The sequence below is a fragment of the Streptomyces sp. SYSU D01066-1 genome (assembly GCF_054956795.1).
In genome coordinates this window covers 172,739-198,450 of the sequence record NZ_JBUDHV010000011.1, presented here as the reverse complement: position 1 = coordinate 198,450, position 25,712 = coordinate 172,739, and the positions used below count along the sequence as shown (strand labels likewise).

Below are 25,712 nucleotides of genomic sequence, written 5' to 3'. Positions count from 1 at the left end.
CTCCGGCTCCGGCCCCCGCGCCCGCCCCGGCCGCTCCGGCCCCCGCGCCCGCCCCGGCCGCTCCGGCTCCCGCCCCGGCCCCGGCCGCGAAGGCCCCGGCCGCCGCCCAGCCGGCGGACGACGGCGCCTACGTCACCCCGCTGGTGCGCAAGCTCGCCGCCGAGAACGGCGTCGACCTGTCCACCGTCTCGGGCACCGGCGTCGGCGGCCGCATCCGCAAGCAGGACGTCATCGCCGCCGCGGAGGCCGCCAAGGCCGCCGCCCCGGCCCCGGCCGCCGCTGCCGCCCCCGCCGCCCCGGCGGCCAGGAAGGCGCCGAAGCTGGAGGCGTCCCCGCTGCGCGGCCAGACCGTGAAGATGCCCCGCATCCGCAAGGTCATCGGCGACAACATGGTCAAGGCGCTGCACGAGCAGGCGCAGCTGTCCTCGGTCGTCGAGGTCGACGTCACCCGCCTGATGAAGCTGCGCGCCCGCGCCAAGGACGCGTTCGCGGCCCGTGAGGGCGTCAAGCTCTCCCCGATGCCGTTCTTCGTCAAGGCCGCGGCCCAGGCGCTGAAGGCGCACGCGCCGATCAACGCCAAGATCAACGAGGCCGAGGGGACCATCACCTACTTCGACACCGAGAACATCGGTATCGCGGTGGACTCCGAGAAGGGCCTGATGACCCCGGTCATCAAGAACGCCGGTGACCTCAACATCGCCGGTATCGCCAAGGCCACCGCCGACCTGGCGGGCAAGGTCCGGGCCGGCAAGATCACGCCGGACGAGCTGTCGGGCGCGACCTTCACCATCTCCAACACCGGTTCGCGCGGTGCGCTCTTCGACACGATCATCGTGCCGCCGGGCCAGGTCGCGATCCTCGGCATCGGCGCGACGGTCAAGCGTCCCGCCGTGATCGAGACGGAGGAGGGCACGGTCATCGGCGTCCGCGACATGACGTACCTGACCCTGTCCTACGACCACCGCCTGGTGGACGGTGCCGACGCCGCGCGTTACCTGACCGCGGTCAAGGCCATCCTGGAGGCGGGCGAGTACGAGGTCGAGCTGGGCCTCTGACCCGTACGGTCCTCACGGCGCCCCCGTCCGGAACACTCCGGGCGGGGGCGCCGCCGTTTTTGGTCACACCCGGCGTGTAAGCCTCGTCTCACCTGCGTGAAAGCGCCCGTATGCGCCCTACCGCCGACGGTCGGCGGCCGTATTGTCTATTCGTCAACGCCCCAGGGGGCCGGCAGGGGCCCCTCCCTAAGGAGCCCTTCATGACCGCGCCCGTCGTCCACTCGCTCCGCGAGCAGATCCGCGAGCACATCCTGGAAGGGATCATCAGCGGGCGCTGGCAGCCGGGCGAGCGGATCGTGGAGCGGCGGATCGCCACCGAGCTGGAGGTCAGCCAGACGCCGGTGCGGGAGGCGCTGCGGGAGCTGGAGTCACTGCGGCTGATCGAGTCCGCGCCGAACAAGGGCGTACGGGTGCGGAACCTGACGGCGGCCGACCTGGAGGAGAGCTACCCGGTCCGCGCCGGTCTGGAGGCGATCGCGGCGGAGCTGGCGGCGGTGCGGCTGGCGGAGGACTGCTCGGCGCTGGAACCGCACGTCAGCGCGTTGTACGAGGCGGACCGCATCGCCGACGGGACGGCCCAGGTCCGGCACACGGTCGGCTTCCACCGGGAGCTGGTGCGGGCGGCCGGCAACTCGGTGCTGCTGCACACCTGGGAGGGGCTGGGGATCGAGGTGTTCACGGCGCTGTCGATACGGTGGCTGGGCACGGTGCAGCAGTCCTACGCGGAGGAGCACGAGGAGCTGGTCGCCGCCTTCAAGCGGCGCGACCCGCGCATCGCCGAACTGGTCAAGTCGCACGTCCTGGGGTGCGCCCCGCGCCCCTGACCCCCGGGTCCCGCGCGCCCCCGGCCCCCGGGTCCCGCGCGCCCCCGGCCCCCGGGTTCCGCGCGCCCCGGCCCCTGGGGGCCGCGCCCGTGATGTGCCCGCCGGGCACGGAAGGGCGAGCCCGCGCCCCCGGCCCCACGGGGCCCTGGCCTGGGTCCCGAGCTCCCGGCCCCCACGGGTCCCTGGCCCGGGTCCCGCGCCCCCGGCCCCCGGTCCCCGCGCGCCCCTGACCCCTGAGGCGCGCGCCCCCAGGCCCCGATCGGCACAGCCCCGCTCCCCTCCAGGGACACGGGGAACGGCGCGGACGGCCCCCTCCGCCCGCGGCCGCCGCACCCCCGGTCCACCCGAGCTCCACCGCGCTCACCTGCACGTATCCCCCGACGGGACCGTCACCCCGTGCCACCGCCGAAGGCACCCCGTGCCGACTTTCTCGTGATCAAGAGGTTTTGCCCCTCAACCCTTTGATCGATCATCGATCACGGGGTTACAGTCACCGATGGGCGCGCGGCGGAAGCCGCACAGTGTTACCGCACCGGAGCCCACGCCCTGTCCTGCCAAAGACCAAGGGCACCCCGAACCCTTACCGATGAGGGAACCCCCTTCGACTGAGGAAGGCGGCGACATGACCGACCCCCACGCCATCCAGCCGAGCGCGCTCGACCAGCTCCCGGACCGGGACCCTGAGGAGACCGCCGAATGGCAGGCGTCCCTGGACGCCGTCGCGAAGGCGGCCGGCCCCCACCGGGCCGCCTACCTGATGCGGCGCACGCTGGAGCGTGCCGAGGGAGCCGGCGTCGCACTGCCGAAGCTCCTCGAGACGGACTACATCAACACCATCCCCACCTCCGCCGAGCCCGCCGTGGACGGCGACGAGGAGATGGAGCGGCGGATCACCGCCTGGAACCGCTGGAACGCGGCGGCGATGGTGACCCGCGGCAGCAAATACGGCGTCGGCGGCCACATCGCCACCTTCGCCTCCGCGGCCTGGCTGTACGAGACCGGCTTCAACCACTTCTTCAAGGGCAAGGAGGGTGACGGCTCCGGCGACCAGCTCTACATCCAGGGCCACGCCTCCCCCGGCATCTACGCCCGGGCCTTCCTCGACGGCCGCCTGAGCGAGGACCACCTCGACAACTTCCGCCGCGAGTCCGGCGGCAACGGCCTGCCGTCCTACCCGCACCCGCGGCGCCTGCCCTGGCTGTGGGAGTTCCCCACCGTCTCCATGGGCCTGGGCCCGATCTCCGCGATCTACCAGGCGCGGTTCAACCGCTACCTGACCAGCCGCGGCATCAAGGACGTCTCCGAGTCGCACGTGTGGGCGTTCCTCGGCGACGGCGAGATGGACGAGCCGGAGTCGACCACCGCGCTCACCCTCGCCGCCCGTGAGGGCCTGGACAACCTGACCTTCGTCATCAACTGCAACCTGCAGCGCCTCGACGGCCCGGTCCGCGCCAACTTCAAGATCGTGCAGGAGCTGGAGGCCCTCTTCCGCGGCTCCGGCTGGAACGTCGTCAAGACCCTGTGGGGCACCGCCTGGGACGAGCTGTTCGCGCTCGACACCACGGGCGCGCTCGTACGCCGGCTGCGCGAGGTGCCCGACGCGCAGGTCCAGACGTACCAGACCCGCGACGCCGCCTACATCCGCCAGGACTTCTTCGGCAAGGACCCGGCGCTCGTCGAGATGGCGAAGCTGCTGAGCGACGACCAGATCCTGGAGTGCTTCCACTTCTCGCGCGGCGGTCACGAGGCCCGCAAGGTCTACGCCGCCTACCGGGCCGCGCTCGCCCACAAGGGCGCGCCGACCGTGGTCCTGGCCCAGACGGTCAAGGGCCACACCCTGGGCAAGGGCTTCGCCTCCAAGAACGCCAACCACCAGATGAAGAAGCTGTCGGTGGACGAGTTCAAGGAGATGCGCGACCTGCTCGGGCTGCCGATCAAGGACAGCGACTTCGTCGACGGCGTGGTCCCCTACGGCCACCCGGGCGCCGACTCCCCCGAGGTCCGCTACCTCCAGGAGCGCCGCGCGGCCCTCGGCGGTCCGGCCCCGGCCCGCCGCACGCACGCCCTGGCCCCGCTGCCCGCGCCCGCCGAGAAGGCGTTCACCGCCTTCGACAAGGGCTCCGGCTCGCAGTCCGTCGCCACCACCATGGCCTTCGTCCGGCTGGTCAAGGACCTGGTCCGCGACAAGGAGACCGGCAAGCGATGGGTGCCGATCGTCCCCGACGAGGCGCGCACCTTCGGCATGGAGAGCCTCTTCCCGTCGCTCGGGATCTACTCCCCCAAGGGCCAGACGTACGAGCCGGTCGACCGCGACCAGCTGATGTACTACAAGGAGGCCGAGAACGGGCAGATCCTCAACGAGGGGATCACCGAGGCCGGTTCCATGGCCGACTTCATCGCCGCGTCCACCGCGTACGCCACGCACGGCGAGGCGATGATCCCGTTCTACATCTTCTACTCGATGTTCGGCTGGCAGCGCACGGCCGACCAGATGTGGCAGCTCGGCGACCAGCTCGGCCGCGGCTTCCTGATCGGCGCCACCGCCGGCCGCACCACGCTGACCGGTGAGGGCCTGCAGCACGCCGACGGCCACACCCCGGTGATCGCCGCGACCAACCCGGCGTCCCTCACGTACGACCCGGCGTTCGCCTACGAGATCGCCGTCATCGTCAAGGAGGGCCTGCGCCGGATGTACGGCGAGGCCAAGCCGGGTGAGGACCAGAACGTCTTCTACTACCTCACCGTCTACAACGAGCCGATGCCGCAGCCCGCCAAGCCGCAGGGCCTGGGCATCGACGAGGGCATCGTCAAGGGCCTGTACCGCTTCAACACGGCGGAGTCGGCGGGCCTGGCCCCGGCGGCGAACGCCCCGCGCATCCAGCTGCTCGCCTCCGGTACGGCGATCCACTGGACGCTGAAGGCACAGAAGACGCTGGCCGAGGAGTGGGGCGTGGCCGCCGACGTGTGGTCCGCGACCTCCTGGACGGAGCTGCGCCGGGACGCCATGGACGCCGACGCGGCGCTGCTGCGCGGCGAGGAGCGCACGCCGTACGTCCGGCAGGCGCTGCAGGGCGCCGAGGGCCCGGTGCTGGCGGTCTCCGACTACATGCGCCAGGTCCCCGACCAGATCGCGCAGTGGGTCGAGCAGGACTGGTCCTCGCTGGGCGCCGACGGCTTCGGTCTGTCGGACACCCGTGAGGGCGCCCGCCGCCACTTCGGCGTGGACGCCGAGTCCGTCGTCGTCGCGGCGCTGGCCCAGCTGGCCCGGCGCGGCGAGGTCAAGGCGACGGCCGTGAAGGAGGCGCGCGAGCGCTACGGCCTGTAGGCCGGATGTCCCAGGAGGCCCCCGCCGCCGGCGGGGGCCTCCTGCATGATGGGGGCCATGCGTGCCGCCCGCCTGATCAAGATGGTCCTGCTGCTCCAGTCCCGCACGTCGATGACCGCCGCCGAACTGGCCCGGGAGCTGGAGGTGTCCGAGCGGACGGTCGCCCGGGACGCGCAGGCCCTGTCCGAGGCGGGCGTGCCGGTGTACGCGGACCGGGGCCGGGCCGGCGGCTACCGGCTGATCGGCGGCTACCGCACCCGTCTGACGGGGCTGCACCGCGGCGAGGCGGAGGCGCTGTTCCTGTCCGGGGTGCCCGGGGCGCTGCGCGAGATGGGCCTGGAGGACGCGGCCTCGGCGGCCCGCCTGAAGGTCTCGGCGGCGCTGCTGCCGTCCCTGCGCGACGCCTCCCGCACGGCCGCGCAGCGCTTCCACCTGGACGCCCCGAACTGGTTCACCGAGCCGCGCCCGCCCGAACTGCTGCCGGCGGTGGCGGACGCGGTGTGGGACGACCGCCGGATCACGGCGCGCTACCGGCGCGGCGAGGACGAGGCCGAGGTCGGCCGGGAGCTGGAGCCGTACGGGCTGGTCCTGAAGGCGGGGGTCTGGTACCTGTGCGCCCGGGTGACGGACGCGGCGGGCGACGGGGACCCGCGGGCCTACCGGGTCTACCGGATCGACCGGTTCACCTCGGTCGAGCCGGGCGGGGAGCGGTTCGCGCGGGACGAGGGGTTCGACCTGCCCGCCTTCTGGGCGGAGCGGGCTCAGGGGTTCGCGCGGTCGATCCTGCGGGCCGAGGTGGTGGTACGGCTCTCCCCGGCCGGTGCGCGGCGGCTGCCGTACGCCGTGGACCCGGCGGCCGCCCGGCAGGCCCTGGCCGCCGCCGGGCCCCCGGACGGGGAGGGACTGCTCACGGTGGCGCTGCCGGTGGAGTCGGAGGAGGTCGCCCACGCCCAGCTCGGGTCGCTCGGCCCGGAGGCGGAGGTGCTGGCCCCCCGGTCGCTGCGCGAGCGCTTCGCGGCGGACGCCCGGCGGCTCGCCGCCCTGTACGGGCAGGCCGACGACGTCCGGACGGCGATCCGCCGCCCGGACGTGCGCCCCGGCCCGCCGGGGCCGATGCTGGACGCGTGATGGACGAGACGGAGTTCTGGGAGCTGGTCGACACCGCTCGCCGGGACGCCGAGGGCGATCCCGAGGACCAGGCCGGCCTGCTGGTGGAGCTGCTGTGCCGGCTGGACCCGGACGCGGTCCTGGACTTCGCCCGCCACTTCGAGACCCGCTGCGACCGCGCCTGCACCTGGGAGCTGCGGGGCGCCGCCCGGATCCTGCTGGGCGACGCGGGCGACGACGCGTTCGACCGCTTCCGGTGCTGGCTGATCGGCCAGGGCCGGAAGGTCTACGAGGGCGCCGTGCACGACGCGGACGCGCTGGCCGATCTCCTCGACGGCTTCGACGAGGAGGCCGACGGCGACGGCGAGGGCCTCGGCTGCGCGGCCGACGAGGCCTACGAGCAGCTCACCGGCGTGGTCGCCCCGGAGCTGGACATCCCCCCGCCGCCCGCCGGACCGGCGGGCGCCCCGGTCGACCTGGCGGACGACCGGGCCCTGGCGCGGCGGCTGCCCCGGCTGTGGGAGCGGTTCGGCGCCTGAGGACCCGTTCGGCGGGTGAGCGGGCCGGCGCGGATCAGGCGGTGCGGCGGCGGGTCGTGTCCGTCGGGAGGTACGCCTGGGTCTGCTCGGCCTTCAGGGTGCCCGCGTGGTGCTGCGGGGCCGCGTTGGCCTGGTCCAGGGCGGAGGCGGTGACGGCGGCCGGGCCCAGGACCACGGCCGCGGCGGCGGCCAGCGCGGTCCAGGGGCGGCGCAGCGCCTCGGCCCAGGTGCTGGTGCTGGTGCTGTGGTCCTGGCTGTTCTTCATGGTCCCCACCTCCGGTCGGCTTGTGTCACCGACGGTAGGGGCCCCGGCTCTGAGGAGCCTGCGTGACCGCTGTGGCCGTCCTGTGAGGTGCGGGGCGGCCCTGGAGCCGGGCCGCGCGCTCCCGGATCTCGGGGAGCCGGGCGCTGAGCGCGGCGCCGGGGCAGCTGGTCCGGTAGCCGTCGTCGTGCCCGGCGACGGCGGGCAGCGCGGCGGTGGTGCCGGCGGCGTACCGGCTGAGGCCGTTGCTGGAGACCAGGCGGACCCGGCCGCGCGGGTCGGTGCCGGCGGGGCCCAGTTTCCAGGCGGCCAGCGCGGCGATCGCGTCGGTCAGCGCCCGGGGCACCGGCACGCCCTCGGTGTAGGTGCCCAGGGCGGCGATGCCGGCGGTGCGGTGGTTGAAGCCCTGGGTGTGGGCGCCGGTCACGGCCCGGTCGACGCCTCCGGCGCGGCCCTCGTAGACGGTGCCGCAGCGGTCGACGACGAAGTTGTAGCCGAGGTCGTCCCACTCCCGGGCGCCGGTCTGGCCGGTGTAGATGCCGCGCAGGATGCGGGGCGTGTCGGCGCAGTCGTAGCCGTTGGGGCTGTCGGTGTGGTGGACGAAGACGGCGACGACCTGGTCGTCGTAGCGCGGGGGCGGCTGCCGGCGGGCGGCGTCGCCCAGCCAGGACGAGCGGGGGACGATGTCCGGCCGGGGCGCGGTGTACCGGCTCTCCGGCCGGGTGGTGGCGCGGGTGTGCGGGCCGGCCGGCCGGTCCGTGCCGGTCAGGAACAGCGCCAGTCCGACGGCGACGGCGAGGACGGGCAGACAGCCCAGCAGCAGGACGGGGAGCGGGACACGGAGCAGGGCACGGAACGGGACGCGGGCCGGGGCACGGAGCGGGACGCGGGCCGGGGCACGGAGCGGGAGGCGTCCCGCGCGTCGTCCCGCCGCTTTCCGCAGCCCTCGCAGCACACGCATGACACCCACTGTCGGCCCGTCGCGGCCGGTCCGCGACGTGCGCTGTGCCACCCGGTGGAACCATCGTCCCGGTCCGCGGCGTTTCCCCGGACGGCCGCACCTGTGGACGATCACCGACCGCAGGTACGGCACCGGTTGACCGCCGGGCCCTTGCGGCACGTACCGAGGGGGGCCGGGGTCCGAGGGGAGGGCGGCTCGTGTGGATCTGCTCGACATCGTGCCGGCGCTGGTGGTGCCGGCGTACGCGGCCTGCGGGTACCGGCGCGGGCTGGTGGCGGGCTGTGTCGCGCTGGCCGGGTTCGTCGGCGGCGCGGTCGTCGGCGTGTGGGTCCTGCCGTGGGTGCCGGGACATCTACAGCGAGGTCGAGGTCACCCGGGAGATCTACTCGATACGCTCCACGGTCCGTCCGGGCAACTCCGGCGGGCCGCTGCTGACCACCGGGGGCCGGGTGTACGGCGTGGTCTTCGCCCGCTCCACCTCCGACGCCGCCACCGGGTACGTGCTGACGGCCGGCGAGGTGTCCGGCGAGGCCCGGCGCGCGGCGACGGCCACGGCGGCCGTGGACACGGGGGCGCCGGTGACGTCGTAGCGCGGGGCCGCGGGGTCAGCGCAGGAACTTGCCCATCAGCACGTCGTCGACGTACGCGCCGTCCAGGAGGAACTCCTCGGGCTGCACCCCTTCGACGACGAAGCCCTCGGACGCGTAGAGCTTCCGGGCGGGCGTGTTGGGGCCGAGGACGCGCAGCGTGAGGCGGCGGGCGCCCAGGCGGCGGGCCTCCTCGGCGGCGGCGCGGAGCAGACGGCGGCCGATGCCGCGGCCGCGGGCCTCCTCGGCGACGGCGAGGCCGTGGACGGCCCGCACGTGCCGGTTGGAGGCGAGGCCGGTGGGGCGTCCGAGGCGGAGGTAGCCGACGAGGCGGCCGTCGAGTTCGGCGACGAGGTGGGCGTCGGGGCCCGCGTGCGCCTGGAAGAAGGGGGCGCCCGGTTCCGGGCGGGGCGCGACCGCGTGCAGCGGGGACCAGGTCTCCCGGTCGAGCAGGCCCAGCGCCTCTTCGTCGTCGGGCCGAGCGGGCCGTATGCGCGCTTCGGACATGGCGGTCACTCTACGGCAGGGCACCGGCGGCGTCCGCTGCGCCGCTTCCCCGGCGGCGGCAGGATGTCCCCATGGAACCTTCCCGCATCGCGGTGGCCGGCGCGTCCGGTCTGATCGGCAGCGCGCTGGCGCGGTCCCTGACGGCGGACGGGCACGAGGTGGTGCGCCTGGTGCGGCACGCGCCCCGGGGACCGGGCGAGGTCCGCTGGGACCCCGAGCGCGGCCGGGTGGACACGGCCGGGCTGGCCGGCTGCGACGCCGTGGTCAACCTGGCCGGGGCCGGCGTCGGCGACCGGCGCTGGACGGCGGCGTACAAGGCGCGGATCCGGGACAGCCGGGTCCGCGGCACGGCGGCGCTGGCCCGTGCCGTCGCCTCCCTGGACCGGCCGCCGGAGGTCTTCGTGAACGGCAGCGCGATCGGCTTCTACGGGGAGACCGGGGAGCGCGCGGTGGACGAGAGCGCCCCCGCGGGCCGGGGCTTCCTGCCCGAACTGTGCGTCGAGTGGGAGGCCGCCGCCGCACCCGCCCGAAAGGCCGGGGTGCGGACGGTGTTCACCCGCACCGGGCTGGTCGTCGCGCGCGGCGGCGGGGCCTGGGGGCGGCTGTTCCCGCTGTTCAGGGCGGGGCTCGGCGGGCGCCTGGGCGACGGGCGGCAGTACTGGTCGTTCATCGCGCTGCACGACGAGGTGGCCGCGATCCGCCATCTGCTGGCCCGCGGGGACCTGTCCGGCCCGTTCAACCTGACCGCGCCGCGGCCGCGCACCAACCGGGAGATCACCGAGGCGATGGGCCGGGTCCTGCGCCGGCCCGCCCTCCTCGCGGTCCCCGCCCCGGTGCTGCGGACGGTGCTCGGCGAGATGGCCGGGGACGTGCTGGGCAGCGCGCGGGTGGTGCCGGGGCGGCTGCTGGAGTCGGGGTTCCGGTTCGCGTTCCCGGAGATCGACGGTGCGATCCGCGCGGCGCTGTGATCCGCGGTGGCGCGGCGGGGGACGCCGGGCCGGACGGACCCGGCCGTGTGCGACCTGCGTGCGACCGTGCCCTGTCCCCGTGCGACTGTCACCGCCCGGCCGCGTCCCTAGTCTCGATCTGAACTCGGTTGTTCCGAAAGCCAGTTGGGGGCCTTACGCCTCCAGTGGCCGCGTGATCGCGAGGAGGGGCACGTGTGTGAGCCCATGTACCAGGCGGACGTCGTCGTCGTGGGGGCCGGGGTCGCCGGGCTCGCGGCGGCACACCGGCTGACCAGCCAGGGAGTGTCGACCGTGGTCCTGGAGGCGGCCCCCGTGACGGGCGGCCGGACGGCGACCGAGAAGGTCGACGGCTTCCGGCTCGACCGGATCGGGCAGTCGCTGCCGACGTCCTGTCCCGAACTGAGGCTCGTCCCCGGCCTGGACGGACTCGTGCTGCGGCCCTTCGCGCCGGGGGCGCTGGTCCACAGCGAAGGTCTGCACCACCGCGTGGCCGCTCCCTACGGTGCCGGGGGCGCACGGGGCGCACTGCACACCGTACGCGCCCTGGCGAGCGCTCCACGGCCGGTGCCGGGGGCGCGGGGGCCGGTGCCGGGAGCGGGCCGGGCCGGGGCCGTCGCCCGGGCGGCCGGGCGGCAGGCGGTGGCCCGCCGGGTGCGGGCCGGGTCCCCGCTGGGCACCGCCGTCGACCAGGCCCGGCTGACCGCCGCGCTCACCCGGCTCGCGACCACGCCGGTCGAACGGCTGCTGGCCCGCCCGGAGCTGCCCGCGCGGCAGGCGCTCGCCGTCCGCGGGCTGCCCGCCCGCACCGTCGACGGCTTCCTGCGCCCGCTGCTCGCCGCGCTGCTGTGCGACCCGGAGCTGACCACCTCCAGCCGGTGCGCCGACCTGGCGCTGCGCGCCTTCGCGACCGGGCGGCTGGGGCTGCCGGAGGGCGGCGCCGAGGCCCTGCCGGACCTGCTGGCCGGGGCGCTGCCGCCGGGCACCGTGCGCACCGGCGTACGGGTCACCTCGATCGCCGCCAACGCGGTGACCACCGCCGGGCACGGTGTCCTGCGCTGCCGGGCGGTGCTGCTGGCCACCGACGCCCGGGCCGCCGCCGAGCTGCTGCCCGGGCTGCGGGTCCCGGACTTCCACCCGGTGACGGTGGTGCACCACACCACCGACGAGCCCCCGGCGACCGGCACGGCCCTGCTGCTCGACGCCGACCGGGGCGGGCCGGTCGCCCACACGGCCGTGATCAGCGAGGTGGACCCGTCCCGCGCACCGGCCGGCCGCGCCCTGGTGTCGTCCACCGTCCTGGGCCCGCCCCCGCCCGACGTCGACACCGCCGTACGCGCCCACCTGTCCCGCCTCTACGGCACCTCGACCGCGCGCTGGGAGACCCTGGCGGTGCACCACACGCCCGAGGCGGTGCCGGCCATGCGCCCGCCGCACGACCCGCGCCGCCCGGTGCGCCTGCTGGCGGGCCTGTACGTGTGCGGCGACCACCGCGACGCCGGCACCGTCCAGGGCGCCCTCCGCTCGGCGCACCGGGCGGCGACGGCCGTCCTGGCGGACCTGGGCACGCGGGGCTCCCCGCACCGGGCGGAACCCGGCCCGGCTGCCCGGGCGGCGTGACGCTCCGCGCCCCCGGAAGGGGTGCGGAGCCGGATGGGGCGCGAGGCCGGATGGGGCGCGGAGCCGGATGGGGCGCGGAGCCGGATGGGACGCGAAGCCGCATGGGGCGCGAGCGACCACGACGCGCCCGCACCCGGCGGACAGCCCCCGGGGCTACCCCAGGGCCGCGACCTTGTCCCGGTAGCCCCGGACGGGCGCGGCGTCGCGGTACGGCTCCAGCCTCCGCTCGAACTCCCGCACGTACTCCACCGCCCGCACCGACCGCATCTCCGCCGCCTGCCCGGCCGCCTCGGCCCCCAGCTGGCACGCCGCGTCCAGCTCGCCCAGGCCCAGCCGGGCGGTGGCCAGGACCACCCGGCAGAACAGCCGGCCGCGGGCCTGGGCCGCGGGCCGCAGCTGCAGGGACCGCTCGGCCTGCTGGGCGGCGACCCGGAACTGCTGGAGGTCCCGGTGGCAGTGGGCCAGCTCGTCGGCGAGCTGCGCCTCGTCGAAGAACCGCGCCCAGTGCGGCACCTCGTCGCCGGGCCGGGCGGCCTCCATGGCCCGCTCGGCCCGCACCAGGGCCGCGGTGCAGGCCCGCACCTCGCCGAGGACTCCGTACCCGCGCGCCTCGCAGACGTGCAGCAGCGCCTGCACCACGGGCGGCGCGGTGCTGCCGACGCCCTGCTGGGCGACGCGGGCGAGCTGCACCGCCTCGCGCCCGTGCCCGAGGTAGACGGCCTGCCAGCTCATGGTGGCCAGCACGTAGGACCCGTACGGCCGGTCCCCGGCCGCCTGCGCGAGCCGCAGGGCCTGCACGAAGTAGCGCTGCGCGAGCCCGTGCGCGGCGATGTCGTACGAGGTCCAGCCGGCGAGCCGGGTGAGGTCGGCGGCGGCGGCGAACAGCCGGCGGCCGGTCTGCTCGCCGTAGCTGCCGCGCAGCATCGGCTCCAGTTCGTGTTCGAGGTAGCGCACCAGGGCCTGCCGGGCGTGGCCGCCGCCGTAGCGGTCGTCCAGGCTGCGGAAGAGTTCGCCCACCGAGCGCAGCGCGGCGAGGTCGCCGGCGCCGACCCGCACCCCGGGGCCGCGGTCGACCGGGGAGCGCCGCCGGCTGCCGGACTCCGGCCGGGCCGGGTGGCCGGGGACCCCCGGACGGCCCTGGGCGGGGACGCGGACCGGCGGCTCGGCGCGGGCCACCTTGTCGTCGGCGCGGCCGATCAGCCAGTCCCGGCTGGGCACGACGAGGCCCGCCGGGGTGAAGGCGATCTTGCGGAGTTCGGCGTGGCTGCCGGAGTCCTTGCGCCACAGGCCGCTGACGATGTCGACGGCCTCCTCGGGGGTCGCGGCGAACTCCAGGCCCGCGTAGACGGGGGCACAGGCGTCCAGGCCGAGGTCCTGGGCGGTGAGCCGGCGGCCCAGGCGCCGGGTGAAGACCTCGGCGATCAGGGCGGGGGTGGTGCCTCGCGGCTGCTGACCGCGCAGCCACCGGGTGACGGACGTCTTGTCGTATCTGAGGTCCAGGCCGTGTTCGAGGCCGAGCTGGTCGACGCGACGCGCGAGACCCGCGTTGGAGAAGCCGGCTTCGGCGATGAGCGCGGCGAGCTGGCGGTTGGGGGTGCGCTGCGCGGGTCGTTCCGTCATGGTGCGGTGCGGTCTCCTGCCTTCCGGGGCGTTCGAAGTGCCCGGATTGCCTGTGAGCAGCCCTTATGGCCTCGTGATCGGCGCGAATGTAGCGGAGAGTAAGCACCTCATCGCACCCTTCGGCATCCATTCATCCGATCGTGTGAGGATCGGCCGTCCGGCTGACGGCTCCGGGTCCCCGGCGGCACCCCAGGGGGCGGACGTACAGTGGCGGGGGCACCAGCCGTGCCTTACTACGTCCAGGGAGGCGCTTGCCGTGAGTGGGTTGCGGTTCGTCCGTATGGGGTTCGGCGCACAGGCCGTCGAGTACCAGGAGGCGTGGGACGAGCAGCGCCGGGTGCACGCGGCGCGGTTCGCCGACGAGGTCCCGGACACCGTGCTGCTGCTGGAGCACCCGCCGGTCTACACGGCCGGCCGGCGCACGGCGGACAGCGAGCGCCCGCTGGACGGCACCCCCGTCATCGACGTGGACCGCGGCGGCAAGATCACCTGGCACGGCCCCGGCCAGCTGGTGGGCTACCCGATCCAGAAGCTCCCGCGCCCGGTGGACGTCGTCGCGCACGTCCGGCGGCTGGAGGAGGCCCTGATCCGCACCTGCGCCGAGTTCGGCCTGGAGACCAGCCGGGTCGAGGGCCGCAGCGGGGTCTGGGTCCTGGGCGACCCGGTGGAGCGGCGCCCGTCGCTCGGCGGGCTGTCGCTGGACTTCGACCCCCGGCTCACCGACGAGGAGTTCGACCCCCGGCTCAACGGCCCGGAGTACGCGCCCTCCAACGCCGGACAGCGCCGCGAGGACCGCAAGATCGCCGCGATCGGCATCCGGGTCGCCAAGGGCGTCACCATGCACGGCTTCGCGCTCAACGTGCACCCGGACAACAAGTGGTTCGACAGGATCATCCCGTGCGGCATCCGGGACGCCGGCGTCGCCTCCCTGGCGGACGAACTGGGCCGGGACGTCACGATCGGGGAGGTGCTGCCGGTGGTGGAGCGGCACCTGCGGGACGTACTGGAGAACGCGGAGCTCAAGCCGCGCGTGATCGAGAAGACACCGGCCGCCTGAGACGGGAGGCGGGCTTTCGATTGCACGGGCGTACTCTGAAGGCGCCGAAGAATCGAACGCTAGGGAGCCGGTCGTGTCCGCAGTCGCACCCGACGGACGCAAGATGCTGCGCCTGGAGGTCCGCAACAGCCAGACCCCCATCGAGCGCAAGCCCGAGTGGATCAAGACCCGGGCGAAAATGGGTCCCGAGTACACGAAGATGCAGAACCTGGTGAAGGGCGAGGGCCTGCACACGGTCTGCCAGGAAGCCGGCTGCCCCAACATCTACGAGTGCTGGGAGGACCGCGAGGCGACCTTCCTCATCGGCGGCGACCAGTGCACCCGGCGCTGCGACTTCTGCCAGATCGACACCGGCAAGCCCGAGGCGCTCGACCGCGACGAGCCCCGCCGCGTCGGCGAGTCCGTGGTCACCATGGACCTGAACTACGCCACCATCACCGGCGTGGCCCGCGACGACCTGGCGGACGGCGGCGCCTGGCTGTACGCCGAGACCGTGCGCCAGATCCACCAGCAGACCGCCGGGCGCGACGGGGGCCGCACCAAGGTCGAACTGCTGGCCCCCGACTTCAACGCGGTGCCCGAGCAGCTCGCCGAGGTCTTCGCCTCCCGCCCCGAGGTCTTCGCGCACAACGTCGAGACGGTCCCGCGCATCTTCAAGCGCATCCGCCCCGGCTTCCGCTACGAGCGCTCCCTGAAGGTCATCACCGAGGCCCGCGACTTCGGCCTGGTCACCAAGTCCAACCTGATCCTCGGCATGGGCGAGACCCGCGAGGAGGTCAGCGAGGCGCTGAAGCAGCTGCACGAGGCGGGCTGCGAGCTGGTGACCATCACGCAGTACCTGCGGCCCTCCGTGCGCCACCACCCCGTGGAGCGCTGGGTCAAGCCCCACGAGTTCGTGGAGCTGAAGGAGGAGGCCGAGCAGATCGGCTTCTCCGGGGTCATGTCCGGTCCGCTGGTGCGCTCCTCGTACCGGGCGGGGCGGCTGTACCGGATGGCGATCGAGCAGCGTCATTCCGCCGCTCCGCAGCAGGACGGCGCGTTCGTCGCCGCGCAGGCCGTGTGAATTCGAGCACAAGAGGCTACTCGCCGGTAATGGCCGGTACGACGCGGTCCCGGACGTCCTCGCTGATGAGGGCCACGGCCGGGGCCGCGCCGGGGTTCCGGGCCCCGACTCCGGGGCTTCATGGGCGTTTGACCGGCGGGTCACGCCCTGGTAACACCAATCAGTGACGCTGGACTCACGCCACGTACAGCCTTTCCCGACGCCCCGCACCGCCGTCCACCGCCGCCCCGAGGGGGAACTCCACGATGCAGGCCGCGCCCGTCCGCGCCACCGCCGTCCCGTCGTTCACCGCCGCCCTGCGTGCCGTCGAGTCGCTGCTGATGAGCGGTGGCCAGCGCACCGCCCGCCGCAACGCCTGGACCGCCGTCCTGGAGGACCGCCGCCGCGCCAAGGACCGCGTCGAGGCCGAGCGCGTCCTCGGCCAGGCCGCCCAGGCCGCCCAGAGCGCCTCCGTCCGCCTCTGACATCCGCGCCGCGGGGCTCCCCGCGGGCACTGCCTTCGTCGGCGCTCCCGGGGGCACGTAGACTTCGCTCCATGGCGAGGAAGGACAACGCGGCGGACGCCGCGAACCCCGGGCGACTGAAGCAGATCGCTCTGACCTACAAGATGACCCGCAGGGCCGACAAGAAGATCGGTCTTGTACTCGCGGCTGTCGGAATCATCGTCTTCGGTGTCTTCCTCGCGATCGGTTTCCTGATCGGTCACCCCATCTATCTCGGCATCCTGGGCCTGCTGCTCGCCTTCCTCGCGACGGCGATCGTGTTCGGGCGCCGGGCCGAGCGGGCGGCCTTCGGGCAGATGGAGGGCCAGCCGGGCGCCGCCGCGGCGGTACTGGACAACGTCGGCCGGGGCTGGACGACGACCCCGGCGGTGGCGATGAACCGCAACCAGGACGTGGTGCACCGCGCGGTCGGCAAGGCCGGCATCGTGCTGGTCGCGGAGGGCAACCCGAACCGGGTGAAGTCCCTGCTCGCCGCCGAGAAGAGGAAGATGAACCGGATCGTCGCCGACGTCCCCGTGCACGACCTGATCGTGGGCGACGGCGAGGGCCAGGTGCCGCTGAAGAAGCTGCGCACCACCATGCTCAAGCTGCCGCGCGTCCTGACCGGCCCCCAGGTCACCGTGACCAACGACCGGCTGCGCGCCCTGGGCGACCTGATGAGCAACATGCCGCTGCCCAAGGGCCCGATGCCCAAGGGGATGCGCATGCCGAAGGGCGGCGGCCAGCGCCCGCGCTGAGCGCGCGTCCCGCGTGTACGTGAGTGGGGGGGGCCCGGACCCCTCCCCGGGCCCCCCCCCACCGACACCCCGGGCCCCCCCCCACCGGCCAGCCGCCCCCCGCCCCCGCGCTCCGGCCGCGCCCCGCTTCAAGGTGGGGGGGGCCCCCCGCAACCCCCCGGGCCCCCCCCACTCACGTACACGCGGTCCCGCCACTCACGTACACGCGGCCCCCCTCACGCACAGGCGGGACGCGCGCTCATGTACACGCGGTCCCGATCACGTACACGCGGGACGCGCGCTCACGTACACGCGGTCCCGATCAGATCCGGACCTCCACCGTGCGCGCCAGCCGGTCGTGCAGGCCTCGGCCGTCGCGGTCCCAGATCAGCGCGGGGACCGCCACGCACAGCAGCGCCGAGCGGAGCAGGACGCGCGACGGGCTGACCCGGCCGGTGCCCAGCTCGACGACGCGCAGGCCGAAGAGGCGCTTGCCGGGGGTGAAGCCGAGGGTGCCGACGGTCAGGACGCTCAGGACGAAGAAGATGAGCAGCGCCCAGTTGGAGGTCGCCTGCCCATAGCCGTCGGTGATCAGGCCGTATGCGATCAGCAGGCACAGGGCCCAGTCGACGGCCAGCGCGCCCAGCCGCCGTCCCGGACCCGCGATCGAACCCGGTCCGTCCTCCGGCAGGCCGAGGTCCTTGCCCCGGTGTCCGAAGTCGGCGCCCGCCTCCTCCATGGCCGCGCGGGGCCCGGACAGCCACGATCCGATTGCTTGCCTCTTGTCCACGGATACACGGTACTGCGCGCGTTCCGGACCGGTGCCGGGCGGGGTGGGACGGGACGGGACTACGCTGGAACGGAGCCGGTTAACTTCTGCGAAACAAACGGGTCACGCCCGAGAAACCACCCGTCCTTAGGGTCGTGGACAGCGTGTGCCACCCGCACTGGCCGCACGAACGATCTACCACCCCGGCGGGACGGTCGGGAGTAGGAGGAGCTGGATGTTCCAGAACGCCGACGAGGCCAAGAAGTTCATCGCGGACGAGGACGTCAAGTTCGTCGATGTCCGCTTCTGCGACCTGCCGGGTGTGATGCAGCACTTCACGATCCCGGCCGAGGCCTTCGACCCGGCCGAGGAGCTGGCCTTCGACGGCTCCTCGATCCGCGGCTTCCAGGCCATCCACGAGTCCGACATGGCGCTCCGCGCCGACCTGTCCACCGCGCGGGTCGACCCGTTCCGCCGGGACAAGACGGTCAACATCAACTTCTTCATCCACGACCCGATCACGGGCGAGCAGTACTCCCGCGACCCGCGCAACGTGGCGAAGAAGGCCGAGGCCTACCTCGCCTCCACCGGCATCGCCGACACCGCGTTCTTCGGCCCCGAGGCCGAGTTCTACGTCTTCGACTCCGTCCGCTTCGCCACCGGCGCGAACGAGTCCTTCTACCACATCGACTCCGAGGCCGGCGCCTGGAACACCGGCGCCGTGGAGGACAACCGCGGTTACAAGGTCCGCTACAAGGGCGGCTACTTCCCGGTCCCGCCGGTCGACCACTTCGCCGACCTGCGCGCCGAGATCTCCCTGGAGCTGGAGCGCTCCGGCCTGAAGGTCGAGCGCCAGCACCACGAGGTGGGCACCGCCGGCCAGGCCGAGATCAACTACAAGTTCAACACGCTGCTCGCCGCCGCCGACGACCTCCAGCTCTTCAAGTACATCGTGAAGAACGTCGCCTGGCGTAACGGCAAGACCGCGACCTTCATGCCGAAGCCGATCTTCGGTGACAACGGCTCGGGCATGCACGTCCACCAGTCGCTGTGGAGCAACGGCGACCCGCTGTTCTACGACGAGCAGGGCTACGCCGGCCTCTCCGACATGGCCCGCTACTACATCGGCGGCATCCTCAAGCACGCCCCGTCGCTGCTGGCCTTCACCAACCCGACGGTGAACTCGTACCACCGCCTGGTGCCGGGCTTCGAGGCGCCGATCAACCTGGTGTACTCGCAGCGCAACCGCTCCGCCGCGATGCGCATCCCGATCACCGGCTCCAACCCGAAGGCCAAGCGCGTCGAGTTCCGCGCGCCCGACTCCTCCGGCAACCCGTACCTGGCCTTCTCGGCGCTGCTGCTCGCGGGCCTGGACGGCATCAAGAACAAGATCGAGCCGGCCGAGCCGATCGACAAGGACCTCTACGAGCTGGCCCCCGAGGAGCACGCGAGCGTGGCCCAGGTCCCGACCTCGCTGGGCGCCGTCCTCGACCGCCTGGAGGCCGACCACGAGTTCCTCCTCCAGGGCGACGTCTTCACGTCCGACCTGATCGAGACGTGGATCGACTTCAAGCGCACCAACGAGATCGCCCCGCTCCAGCTGCGTCCGCACCCGCACGAGTTCGAGCTGTACTTCGACGTGTGACCGGCGCCTGAGCCATGCCGGCGGCCCTCGTCCCCTTCCCGGGGACGGGGGCCGCTGTTGTGTGCGCGGACTCCGGTCACCTGGTTCGCCGGCGCGGTCGGCCGGGACGAGGCGGGGGGGGTGGGACCGGGGGTGCCCGGACGGGCCGGGCGGGAGCGGGAGTCCGGCCCGAGGCGGGCGGGGCCGCCCGCGAGGAGCCGTCCGCCCGGGCCCCGACGCCCGCCGCGCGGCGGAAGGAGCACCCCGCCCGGAGCGGTGCCCTTCCCGACCGGTGCCCTTCCCGACCGGTGCCCTTCCGGAGCGGTTCCCTTCCCCACCGGTGCCCTTCCCGACCGGTCGGGACCCGGTGCGGGGGTGCCGGTCGTCCCGGCGGGCGACGGCCGTGGTGTTCGGGCGCGTCACCGCGGTGACCGTGCCGCTCGGGTACGCCGGCTTCCGCCCGTGCCGATCGCGGCCACGCGGCGGGCCGGCCCCCGGTCACCCGGCCCGGGCGACGGCGGCCGTCGGTGAGGTCCGGGAGGCGCGGAGGGCCGGCGCCGTTCCCGCGGCGGCGGTCACCAGGACCAGGGCGGTGAGGACCGCCGCGAGTTCCCCCGCGGGGAGGCGGAACGGGGCGCCGGCCTCGGCGACCCGGACCACCAGCCAGGAGTACGGCACGCCGAGCGCCAGGCCGAGCACCCCGCCCAGTACGCCGTGGAGCGCGCACTCGACCGTGACCATGCGGTGCACGGCCGCTCCGCTGAGCCCCAGGGCCCGCAGCAGCGCGAACTCGCGGCCCCGCTCGACGACGGTGAGGCTCGCCGTGGTCGCGACGCCGGTGACCGCCACCAGGACGGTCAGGCCCAGGACCATGATCACGGCCGTGGCCGTCGTCCGCAGGTCCTCCGCCTCCCCGGCCGCCGCGGCCGAGTCCTCGGCGATGACCCGGCCCTCGCCGCGCTCCGGTCCGGTCAGGGTCTCGGTGATGGCCCGCTGGGCGCGTATCCGCCCCTGCGCGCTGTCCTCCGCGGCGTCGGCGGTGACGGTGGTGGGCGCGGGGCCGGCCCCCATACGGGTGAGGTCCGCGGCGGGGACGAAGAAGTTCCCCCCGTAGGGGCCGGCCCCGGGCAGCGTCGCCGCCACGGTGAGGCGGACGGAGCGGCCCCTCACCGTCAGCGTCACCCGGTCGCCGGCCCGGACGCCGAGCCGGTGGGCGTGGTCGGCGTCCACGACGGCGCGGGCGGGGCCGAGGCGGTCGAGGGAGCCGGCGCGGGCGGTCAGGTCCGCCCCGGAGCGGACGGTGCCGAGGTCGAGGTCGGAGACGGTGACAGTGCGGGCGTCCTCGACCGCCTCCACCGTGCGGAACGCGGTCACGCCGGCCAGTTCGGGGCGGGCGGCCAGGCCGGCGGCGAGCGACCGGTCCAGTGTCTCGCCGTCCCTCGGGTACAGACGGAAGTCGGCGGGTGCCGCCACCGCCTGCCGGTAGCGCTCGTAGGCGTCCAGGGAGGCGAGACAGGTCAGGGTGGCGCCGACCAGGCAGACGCCGAGGGCGACCACCACCGAGACCGAGGCGGCCCGGCCCGGCGCTCCCCCGACGCCCGCGACCGCGAGCCGGCCGGCCGCACCGGTGCGGCGCAGGGGCACGGCCAGGGCCGACAGCACCGGCCCGACCAGCCGGGGGCCGAGGGCGATCAGTGCCAGGAAGGCCAGGGCGCCCGAGAGCACGACGACGGCCAGCGCCGCGAAGCGGTCGTACTCCGCGTCGCCCGGCCGGGGCAGCCCGTCGTACTGCCGCCAGGCGAGGAGCGCGGCGCCCGCCGCGCACACCAGGCCCAGCAGGGTGCGGACGGAGCCGCCCGCCTCGGCCCGGCCGAACGCGGCGCCGCGCAGGGCCTGCAGCGGGGAGACCCGGGAGGCGCTCAGGGACGGGGCCAGGACCGCCAGGACCGCCAGCACACCGGTGCCGAGCACGGTGAGGACGGCCTCCGCCGGTGGAATCCCCGAGGGGGCGGACAGGTCGTGGCCGAACCGCCCGGCGACCGCGGGGACGAGCCGGCCGCAGCCCCAGGCCGCCAGCACACCGGCCGCGCCGGCCAGCAGGCCGACCACCGCCCCCTCGACGACGAGCGCGGCGGCGAGCCGCCGCGAGGTCGCCCCGACGGCGCGCAGCAGCGCCAGCCGGCGTACGCGCCGGGCGAAGACGATGCGGAAGGTGGAGGTGGCGACGAGCACGGCCGCGCCGACCGCGACCCCGAGGAAGACGGTGATCAGCTCCAGGACATCCTCCGCGTCCGTCACCGCCGCGTCGGCCTCCTCCTGCCGCACCTCGTCCCCGGACCGCACCCGCGCGCCGGGCAGCGCCTGCCGGATCCGCCCGGCGGGGTCCGCGGACGCGGAGCCGGACCCGGAGGCCGGGGCCGTGTCGGTGCGGACGTCGACGCGGGAGTAGCCCGACAGGCCGAGCAGTTCCCGCAGCAGGGGGCCGGGGGCGTAGCCGGTGGGCCCCGCCGCGTCCGTGGCGGTGCCGCGGACGATGCCGCTGACCTCGACGGTCACCCGCTCGGTGCCCTCGCCGTCGGACGCGGGCCGCAGCAGGGCGAGCGACGATCCGGGGGCCAGGCCGTAGGCCCGCGCGGCCTCGGTGTCGACGGCGAGCCGGCCCGGCCCGGAGGGGTACGCGCCCTCGATCAGCCGTACGTCCGACAGGGCGCCGGTGCCCGGGTCCGCGGACAGTTCGAGGTAGCGTTCGACGGCGCTGCCGTCCAGCGGGGCGCCGCCGTCGAGCCGGCCGACGGCCTCGGTGACCCCGGGCGCCTCGCGGATCGCGCGGAGCCCGGCCTCGTCGATGTCCTCGCCGTCGTCGCCGGACGTGACCACCAGCGTCGCCGCCTCGGGCGTGCCGCGGAACCCGTCGACGACGGTCGCGGTGATGATCTGCTGGGCCATGACGGCGCCGAAGACGGTGAACGCCGCGATCAGCAGCGACAGTCCGGTCGCCGCGAACCGTCCGGGCCGCCGCAGCAGCTCCGCCACCTGGGAGCCCAGGACGGTCGCGCGCCACGGGCCCCTCATCGCCGCCTCCCCGTGACGCCGGCGGCGAGGGCGGCGGCCCGCCGGGAGGGGACGGTGTGCTCGTCGCCGCGGACGCGTCCGTCCGCGAGGGTCAGCACCCGGTCCGCGTACTGGGCGGCCGCGGGGTCGTGGGTGACCATCACGACCGTCTGGCCGAGGTCGTCGACGGACCGGCGCAGCAGGGTGAGGACTTCGGCGCCGGTCCGGGAGTCGAGGTTGCCGGTGGGTTCGTCGGCGAAGACCACGGCCGGCCGGGACACCAGCGCCCGGGCCACGGCGACCCGCTGCTGCTGGCCCCCGGACAGCTCGGACGGGCGGTGCGCCAGCCGGTGGGCGATGCCGAGGACCTCGCAGAGGTGGTCCAGCAGGGCGCGGTCCGGGCGCCGGCCGGACATGGTGACGGGCAGCACGATGTTCTCGTAGGCGGTCAGCTGCGGCAGCAGGTTGAACGACTGGAAGACGAACCCGATCCGCTCCCGGCGCACCCGGGTCAGCTGCCGGTCGGACAGCCCGGTGATCTCCGTTCCGTCCAGGACGACCCGGCCGGAGGTGACGGTGTCGAGTCCGGCGACGCAGTGCATCAGGGTCGACTTCCCCGACCCGGAGGGGCCGACGACGGCGGTGAACCGGGCACGCCGGACGGCGACGGACACCCCGTCGAGGGCCCGTACCCCGGCGCTGCCCTGGCGGTAGGTCTTCACCAGGGCGGTGGCGGTGATGACGTCGTCCGGTGTGCCGCCGGGGGCGACGGTGTGGACAGCCATGGGGCGGTTCCCGCGACCCGGGTCAGGAGCCGAGCCGCGGCATGGACAGGGTGACGCCGGAGGCCGAGCAGTGTCCCTGCGCCGCTTCCCGGAGCTGCTCCAGCTCCTTGGCGGACGGCGCGGCGGAGGGGTTCTTGGCGGTTTCGAGGGCGTACCCCTCGTAGTTGGAGATCTTGGCTTCCAGGTAGCCGTCCTTCATCCGGGCGCGGCGCTCGTCGCCGGTCTTCTCCCACCACTTCCGCGCGTCCGCCGCGGACCCGGTGGAGATCCGCTCGGCCTCGGTGATGATGCGCTGCGCCAGCTCGCAGTCCTCGGCGGAGGCCTGGCTGAGTTCATTGCGCTCCTGCCACCAGTAGCCGGCCCCGGCGACCAGGGCCGCGGCGATCACGGCCGTGGCGGCGCCGATGACGACGCGGGTCCGCCTGCGCTTGTCCTTCGTGGTGGCGGTGGCGGTGGTGGGCGTGGTGGCGGGCGTGGTGTTCATCGGGTCCTCCAGTGTGTGTCTTCCCGGCCGCGTTCGGCGGCAGTGAGAAGTCTGGAGTTCGGCGGCCTGCCGGACATCGGCCACTGATCCGAGATCGGGGGCGGCGGATCTGGCCCGCCGGGCGGGGTGGTTCCTGCACCCCCGGGGGCAGAACCCGGGGGTGCTTCTGCACCCTCAGGGGGAGGGGCGGACCAGCCCGGACTGGTAGGCGAACGCGACGGCCTGGGCACGGTCGCGCAGGTGCAGTTTGGCCATGAGGTTGCCCAGGTGCGTCTTGACCGTGGCCTGCGCGACGTAGAGGTCCGACGCGATTTCGGCGTTGGACAGTCCTCGGGCGACCAGCGTGAGCACGTCGCGTTCGCGGGCGGTGAGCACGTCCAGCCGTCCGGCCTGTTCGTTCGCCGGTGCCAGCCGGTCCGCGACCCGGTCGAGGAGCAGCCGGGTGATGCGGGGCGCCACCACCGACTCCCCCGCGGCCAGGACCCGGATGGCGTTCACGACCTCCGTGGCGGGGGCGTTCTTCAGCAGGAAGCCGCCGGCTCCGGCGCGCAGCGCCGCGAAGGCGTCCTCGTCGTTGTCGAAGGTGGTCAGCACCAGCACCCCGGGCGGGTCGTCCCGCAGCATCAGCTGCTCGGTGGCCTGGATGCCGTCCATGACGGGCATGCGGATGTCCATGATGACCACGTCCGCCTCGACCTCGCGCAGCAGGTCGAGGGCGCGCGCCCCGTTCTCCGCCTCCCCGACGACCTCCATGTCGTCCTGACCGGCCAGCACCATGGAGAATCCGGCCCGGATCAGCGGCTGGTCGTCCACCACGGCCACCCGGATCGGTCTGTCCGCCCGCGTCATCACGTCGTCCTTGCTCCGTCGCTTCGTCCTGGTCGGAAATTCGTCGCTTCGTCCTGGTCGGAACTTCGTCCCGGTCGGAACTTCGTCACTTCGTCCTGGTCGGGATCGAGGCACGTACCTGCCATCCGCTGCCGAGCCGGGGGCCGGCCTCGAAGGTGCCCCCGGCGAGTTCCACCCGCTCCCGCATGCCCACCAGTCCGTTGCCTCCGAAGTGACCGCCGACGCCGCGGCCGGCGAGGGTGCCCGCTCCGTCGTCGACGACGCTGATCAGGAGGGTGCCCCGCTCCTCGTGGAGCCGGATGTCGACACCGGCCCCGGCTCCGGCGTGGCGGAGCACGTTCGTGAGGCACTCCTGGACGACGCGGAAGGCCGTCATCTCCTCCGCCGGCGCCAGCCGTCCCTCGCCGACCTCGATGGACACGTCCACGCTCAGCCCGGCGGCCCGCGCGCGTCCGGCGACGACCTCGATCTCGTCGAGGGTGACCAGGCGCCGTGGCGGACCGTCGTCGGCGCGGTCCTGGTCGCCCTCGCGCAGCACCCGGACGATGCGGTGCATGTCGTCGATGGCGTCCCGGCCGGTGGCGGCGATCGTCCTCAGCGCGGACCGGGCCGTCTCCGGCGACTTGCGCAGCACGGACTCGGCGCCGTCGGCCTGGAGGATCATCACGGCCAGGCTGTGCGCGACCACGTCGTGCAGTTCACGGGCGATGTCGGCCCGCTCCCGGGCCGCGGCCAGCCGGACGCGCTGCTCCTGTTCCCGCTGGATGCGCAGGGCGCGGTCCGCCTGGCTCTCGGCGTAGAGCCGCCGCGTCTTCAGGGAGAAGGCCGTGAGCCAGACCGTCAGCGTCAGTCCCCAGAAGGTCAGCAGCGCCTGGACGTCGGCCGACGGCTCGATGCCGAGGGGCGGCACCCCCACCGCCTCGACCACCGGGGCCAGCAGCACCACGCCGCCCGCGAGATACGGCGACCAGGTGGTCCGGGAATGGTGGACGACCGACACCATGGCGAACAGCACGGCCACGTCGTACGCGGCGGGCGCCGACGCCAGCGGGAGTTCGGGCAGCTCGTCCAGGGCGAACTGGACGACGCTCAGCGCCAGGACGGCCGCCAGCACCGCGCCGGGGAACCGCCTGCGGGCCGGCAGGCACAGTGCCATCAGCGTGCCCAGGACCAGGTCGTAGTCCTGGCCGTAGCGACTCGCCGCCGCCCAGACCACCAGCGCCATGGCGATGTCGCAGGCCCGGGCGACGGCGCGGCCGTACCGGCCGGACGGCACCGTCCACGACGACGGGACCGGGACCGCCCTCTCCTCAGTCAACCGTCGTACCTCTCTCCTGCGGCGGGGCGCGGCCACACGGCCGGCCGGCACAAGTGCCGCCGCGCCACGAGGACTTCGCGAGGGCTCCGCGACGACTCGCGGCGACTTGGCGGCGAGGGGG

22 protein-coding genes and 1 pseudogene are annotated in these 25,712 nt (G+C 74.5%); 13 read left to right on the top strand and 10 right to left on the bottom strand.

Annotated elements, in window-relative coordinates; translation table 11 throughout:
• The 5 genes from sucB to ACY1JF_RS14205 form a co-directional block, all read left to right on the top strand.
• On the top strand, positions 1-1,055 hold a 1,055-nt coding region (gene sucB, locus ACY1JF_RS14225; protein WP_462705453.1), incomplete at its 5' end, for a 2-oxoglutarate dehydrogenase, E2 component, dihydrolipoamide succinyltransferase.
• Positions 1,056-1,255: 200 nt separating this feature from the next.
• Positions 1,256-1,879: a GntR family transcriptional regulator gene (locus ACY1JF_RS14220; RefSeq protein WP_462705452.1), complete on the top strand. Its 624-nt coding sequence runs from the start codon at positions 1,256-1,258 to the stop codon at positions 1,877-1,879.
• Positions 1,880-2,501: 622 nt separating this feature from the next.
• Complete coding sequence (gene aceE / locus ACY1JF_RS14215; RefSeq protein WP_462705451.1) at positions 2,502-5,204, top strand: pyruvate dehydrogenase (acetyl-transferring), homodimeric type; 2,703 nt, start codon at positions 2,502-2,504, stop codon at positions 5,202-5,204.
• A gap of 57 nt (positions 5,205-5,261) precedes the next feature.
• Complete coding sequence (locus tag ACY1JF_RS14210; RefSeq protein ID WP_462705450.1) at positions 5,262-6,332, top strand: helix-turn-helix transcriptional regulator; 1,071 nt, start codon at positions 5,262-5,264, stop codon at positions 6,330-6,332.
• Positions 6,332-6,850, top strand: a complete 519-nt coding sequence (locus ACY1JF_RS14205) for a DUF4240 domain-containing protein (protein WP_462705464.1) — start codon at positions 6,332-6,334, stop codon at positions 6,848-6,850. The genes ACY1JF_RS14210 and ACY1JF_RS14205 overlap by 1 nt, the downstream gene beginning before the upstream one ends.
• Positions 6,851-6,884: 34 nt before the next feature.
• Here the strand turns inward: ACY1JF_RS14205 and ACY1JF_RS14200 are convergent, their stop codons facing one another.
• Both ACY1JF_RS14200 and ACY1JF_RS14195 read right to left on the bottom strand, forming a co-directional pair.
• Positions 6,885-7,115 carry a hypothetical protein gene (locus ACY1JF_RS14200; protein WP_462705449.1) on the bottom strand — a complete coding sequence of 77 codons (231 nt, stop codon included), beginning with the start codon at positions 7,113-7,115 and terminating at the stop codon, positions 6,885-6,887.
• Between the two features lie 25 nt (positions 7,116-7,140).
• The gene (locus ACY1JF_RS14195; protein ID WP_462705448.1) at positions 7,141-8,073 is read right to left on the bottom strand and encodes a peptidoglycan recognition protein family protein; all 933 of its coding nucleotides are present in this window, start codon (positions 8,071-8,073) and stop codon (positions 7,141-7,143) included.
• Positions 8,074-8,432: 359 nt separating this feature from the next.
• On the opposite strand from ACY1JF_RS14195, the pseudogene ACY1JF_RS14190 reads away from it, so the two are divergent.
• Positions 8,433-8,663 (top strand): annotated as a pseudogene (locus tag ACY1JF_RS14190) (MarP family serine protease); the annotation flags it as partial.
• Between the two features lie 15 nt (positions 8,664-8,678).
• On the opposite strand, the gene ACY1JF_RS14185 reads toward ACY1JF_RS14190, so the two are convergent.
• Complete coding sequence (locus tag ACY1JF_RS14185; protein ID WP_462705447.1) at positions 8,679-9,167, bottom strand: N-acetyltransferase family protein; 489 nt, start codon at positions 9,165-9,167, stop codon at positions 8,679-8,681.
• A gap of 71 nt (positions 9,168-9,238) precedes the next feature.
• Here ACY1JF_RS14185 and ACY1JF_RS14180 point away from each other — a divergent pair, with 71 nt between their 5' ends.
• Together ACY1JF_RS14180 and ACY1JF_RS14175 are read left to right on the top strand one after the other, a co-directional pair.
• On the top strand, positions 9,239-10,135 hold the full coding sequence (locus tag ACY1JF_RS14180; RefSeq protein WP_462705446.1) for a TIGR01777 family oxidoreductase: 897 nt from the start codon (positions 9,239-9,241) through the stop codon (positions 10,133-10,135).
• A gap of 192 nt (positions 10,136-10,327) precedes the next feature.
• Positions 10,328-11,752: an NAD(P)/FAD-dependent oxidoreductase gene (locus ACY1JF_RS14175; protein ID WP_462705445.1), complete on the top strand. Its 1,425-nt coding sequence runs from the start codon at positions 10,328-10,330 to the stop codon at positions 11,750-11,752.
• 153 nt (positions 11,753-11,905) lie between these two features.
• Here ACY1JF_RS14175 and ACY1JF_RS14170 read toward each other — a convergent pair whose 3' ends face one another.
• Positions 11,906-13,372 (bottom strand): regulator, encoded by a 1,467-nt coding sequence (locus tag ACY1JF_RS14170; RefSeq protein ID WP_462705444.1) that lies wholly within the window; start codon positions 13,370-13,372, stop codon positions 11,906-11,908.
• A 256-nt stretch (positions 13,373-13,628) separates the two neighbouring features.
• Here ACY1JF_RS14170 and lipB point away from each other — a divergent pair, with 256 nt between their 5' ends.
• From lipB to ACY1JF_RS14150, 4 genes are all read left to right on the top strand, one after another.
• Entirely contained in the window at positions 13,629-14,429 is an 801-nt protein-coding gene (lipB, locus tag ACY1JF_RS14165) for a lipoyl(octanoyl) transferase LipB (protein ID WP_462705443.1), read from the top strand.
• Between the two features lie 73 nt (positions 14,430-14,502).
• The gene (lipA, locus tag ACY1JF_RS14160) at positions 14,503-15,492 is read left to right on the top strand and encodes a lipoyl synthase (RefSeq protein ID WP_462705442.1); all 990 of its coding nucleotides are present in this window, start codon (positions 14,503-14,505) and stop codon (positions 15,490-15,492) included.
• A 245-nt stretch (positions 15,493-15,737) separates the two neighbouring features.
• Positions 15,738-15,956 (top strand): SCO2195 family GlnR-regulated protein, encoded by a 219-nt coding sequence (locus ACY1JF_RS14155; RefSeq protein ID WP_462705441.1) that lies wholly within the window; start codon positions 15,738-15,740, stop codon positions 15,954-15,956.
• Positions 15,957-16,027: 71 nt separating this feature from the next.
• Entirely contained in the window at positions 16,028-16,732 is a 705-nt protein-coding gene (locus ACY1JF_RS14150) for a DUF4191 domain-containing protein (protein ID WP_462705440.1), read from the top strand.
• Positions 16,733-17,033: 301 nt separating this feature from the next.
• Here the strand turns inward: ACY1JF_RS14150 and ACY1JF_RS14145 are convergent, their stop codons facing one another.
• On the bottom strand, positions 17,034-17,501 hold the full coding sequence (locus ACY1JF_RS14145) for an RDD family protein (RefSeq protein WP_462705439.1): 468 nt from the start codon (positions 17,499-17,501) through the stop codon (positions 17,034-17,036).
• A 214-nt stretch (positions 17,502-17,715) separates the two neighbouring features.
• Between ACY1JF_RS14145 and glnA the strand changes: the two genes are divergently transcribed.
• On the top strand, positions 17,716-19,125 hold the full coding sequence (gene glnA, locus ACY1JF_RS14140) for a type I glutamate--ammonia ligase (RefSeq protein WP_462705438.1): 1,410 nt from the start codon (positions 17,716-17,718) through the stop codon (positions 19,123-19,125).
• 477 nt (positions 19,126-19,602) lie between these two features.
• Here glnA and ACY1JF_RS14135 read toward each other — a convergent pair whose 3' ends face one another.
• The 5 genes from ACY1JF_RS14135 to ACY1JF_RS14115 all read right to left on the bottom strand — a co-directional run bounded on the left by ACY1JF_RS14135 (position 19,603) and on the right by ACY1JF_RS14115 (position 25,591).
• Positions 19,603-22,176: an FtsX-like permease family protein gene (locus ACY1JF_RS14135; RefSeq protein ID WP_462705437.1), complete on the bottom strand. Its 2,574-nt coding sequence runs from the start codon at positions 22,174-22,176 to the stop codon at positions 19,603-19,605.
• Positions 22,173-22,877, bottom strand: a complete 705-nt coding sequence (locus tag ACY1JF_RS14130) for an ABC transporter ATP-binding protein (RefSeq protein ID WP_462705463.1) — start codon at positions 22,875-22,877, stop codon at positions 22,173-22,175. The genes ACY1JF_RS14135 and ACY1JF_RS14130 overlap by 4 nt, the downstream gene beginning before the upstream one ends.
• A gap of 85 nt (positions 22,878-22,962) precedes the next feature.
• Complete coding sequence (locus tag ACY1JF_RS14125; RefSeq protein ID WP_462705436.1) at positions 22,963-23,424, bottom strand: hypothetical protein; 462 nt, start codon at positions 23,422-23,424, stop codon at positions 22,963-22,965.
• Between the two features lie 174 nt (positions 23,425-23,598).
• A complete protein-coding gene (locus ACY1JF_RS14120; RefSeq protein WP_462705435.1) occupies positions 23,599-24,273 on the bottom strand; it encodes a response regulator in 675 nt (224 codons plus the stop codon).
• An 85-nt stretch (positions 24,274-24,358) separates the two neighbouring features.
• Positions 24,359-25,591 (bottom strand): sensor histidine kinase, encoded by a 1,233-nt coding sequence (locus tag ACY1JF_RS14115; protein ID WP_462705434.1) that lies wholly within the window; start codon positions 25,589-25,591, stop codon positions 24,359-24,361.
• Between the last annotated feature and the right edge of the window lie 121 nt (positions 25,592-25,712).

Bases quoted from the DNA above. Each gene is read 5' to 3' on its own strand.
- ACY1JF_RS14180 (WP_462705446.1), top strand. From the start codon at position 9,239: ATGGAACCTTCCCGCATCGCGGTGGCCGGCGCGTCCGGTCTGATCGGC.
- ACY1JF_RS14220 (WP_462705452.1), top strand. From the start codon at position 1,256: ATGACCGCGCCCGTCGTCCACTCGCTCCGCGAGCAGATCCGCGAGCAC.
- ACY1JF_RS14195 (WP_462705448.1), bottom strand. From the start codon at position 8,073: ATGCGTGTGCTGCGAGGGCTGCGGAAAGCGGCGGGACGACGCGCGGGA.
- ACY1JF_RS14135 (WP_462705437.1), bottom strand. From the start codon at position 22,176: ATGAGGGGCCCGTGGCGCGCGACCGTCCTGGGCTCCCAGGTGGCGGAG.
- glnA (WP_462705438.1), top strand. From the start codon at position 17,716: ATGTTCCAGAACGCCGACGAGGCCAAGAAGTTCATCGCGGACGAGGAC.
- ACY1JF_RS14125 (WP_462705436.1), bottom strand. From the start codon at position 23,424: ATGAACACCACGCCCGCCACCACGCCCACCACCGCCACCGCCACCACG.
- ACY1JF_RS14200 (WP_462705449.1), bottom strand. From the start codon at position 7,115: ATGAAGAACAGCCAGGACCACAGCACCAGCACCAGCACCTGGGCCGAG.
- ACY1JF_RS14150 (WP_462705440.1), top strand. From the start codon at position 16,028: ATGGCGAGGAAGGACAACGCGGCGGACGCCGCGAACCCCGGGCGACTG.
- ACY1JF_RS14155 (WP_462705441.1), top strand. From the start codon at position 15,738: ATGCAGGCCGCGCCCGTCCGCGCCACCGCCGTCCCGTCGTTCACCGCC.
- ACY1JF_RS14210 (WP_462705450.1), top strand. From the start codon at position 5,262: ATGCGTGCCGCCCGCCTGATCAAGATGGTCCTGCTGCTCCAGTCCCGC.
- ACY1JF_RS14120 (WP_462705435.1), bottom strand. From the start codon at position 24,273: ATGACGCGGGCGGACAGACCGATCCGGGTGGCCGTGGTGGACGACCAG.
- ACY1JF_RS14185 (WP_462705447.1), bottom strand. From the start codon at position 9,167: ATGTCCGAAGCGCGCATACGGCCCGCTCGGCCCGACGACGAAGAGGCG.
- ACY1JF_RS14170 (WP_462705444.1), bottom strand. From the start codon at position 13,372: ATGACGGAACGACCCGCGCAGCGCACCCCCAACCGCCAGCTCGCCGCG.
- ACY1JF_RS14205 (WP_462705464.1), top strand. From the start codon at position 6,332: ATGGACGAGACGGAGTTCTGGGAGCTGGTCGACACCGCTCGCCGGGAC.
- aceE (WP_462705451.1), top strand. From the start codon at position 2,502: ATGACCGACCCCCACGCCATCCAGCCGAGCGCGCTCGACCAGCTCCCG.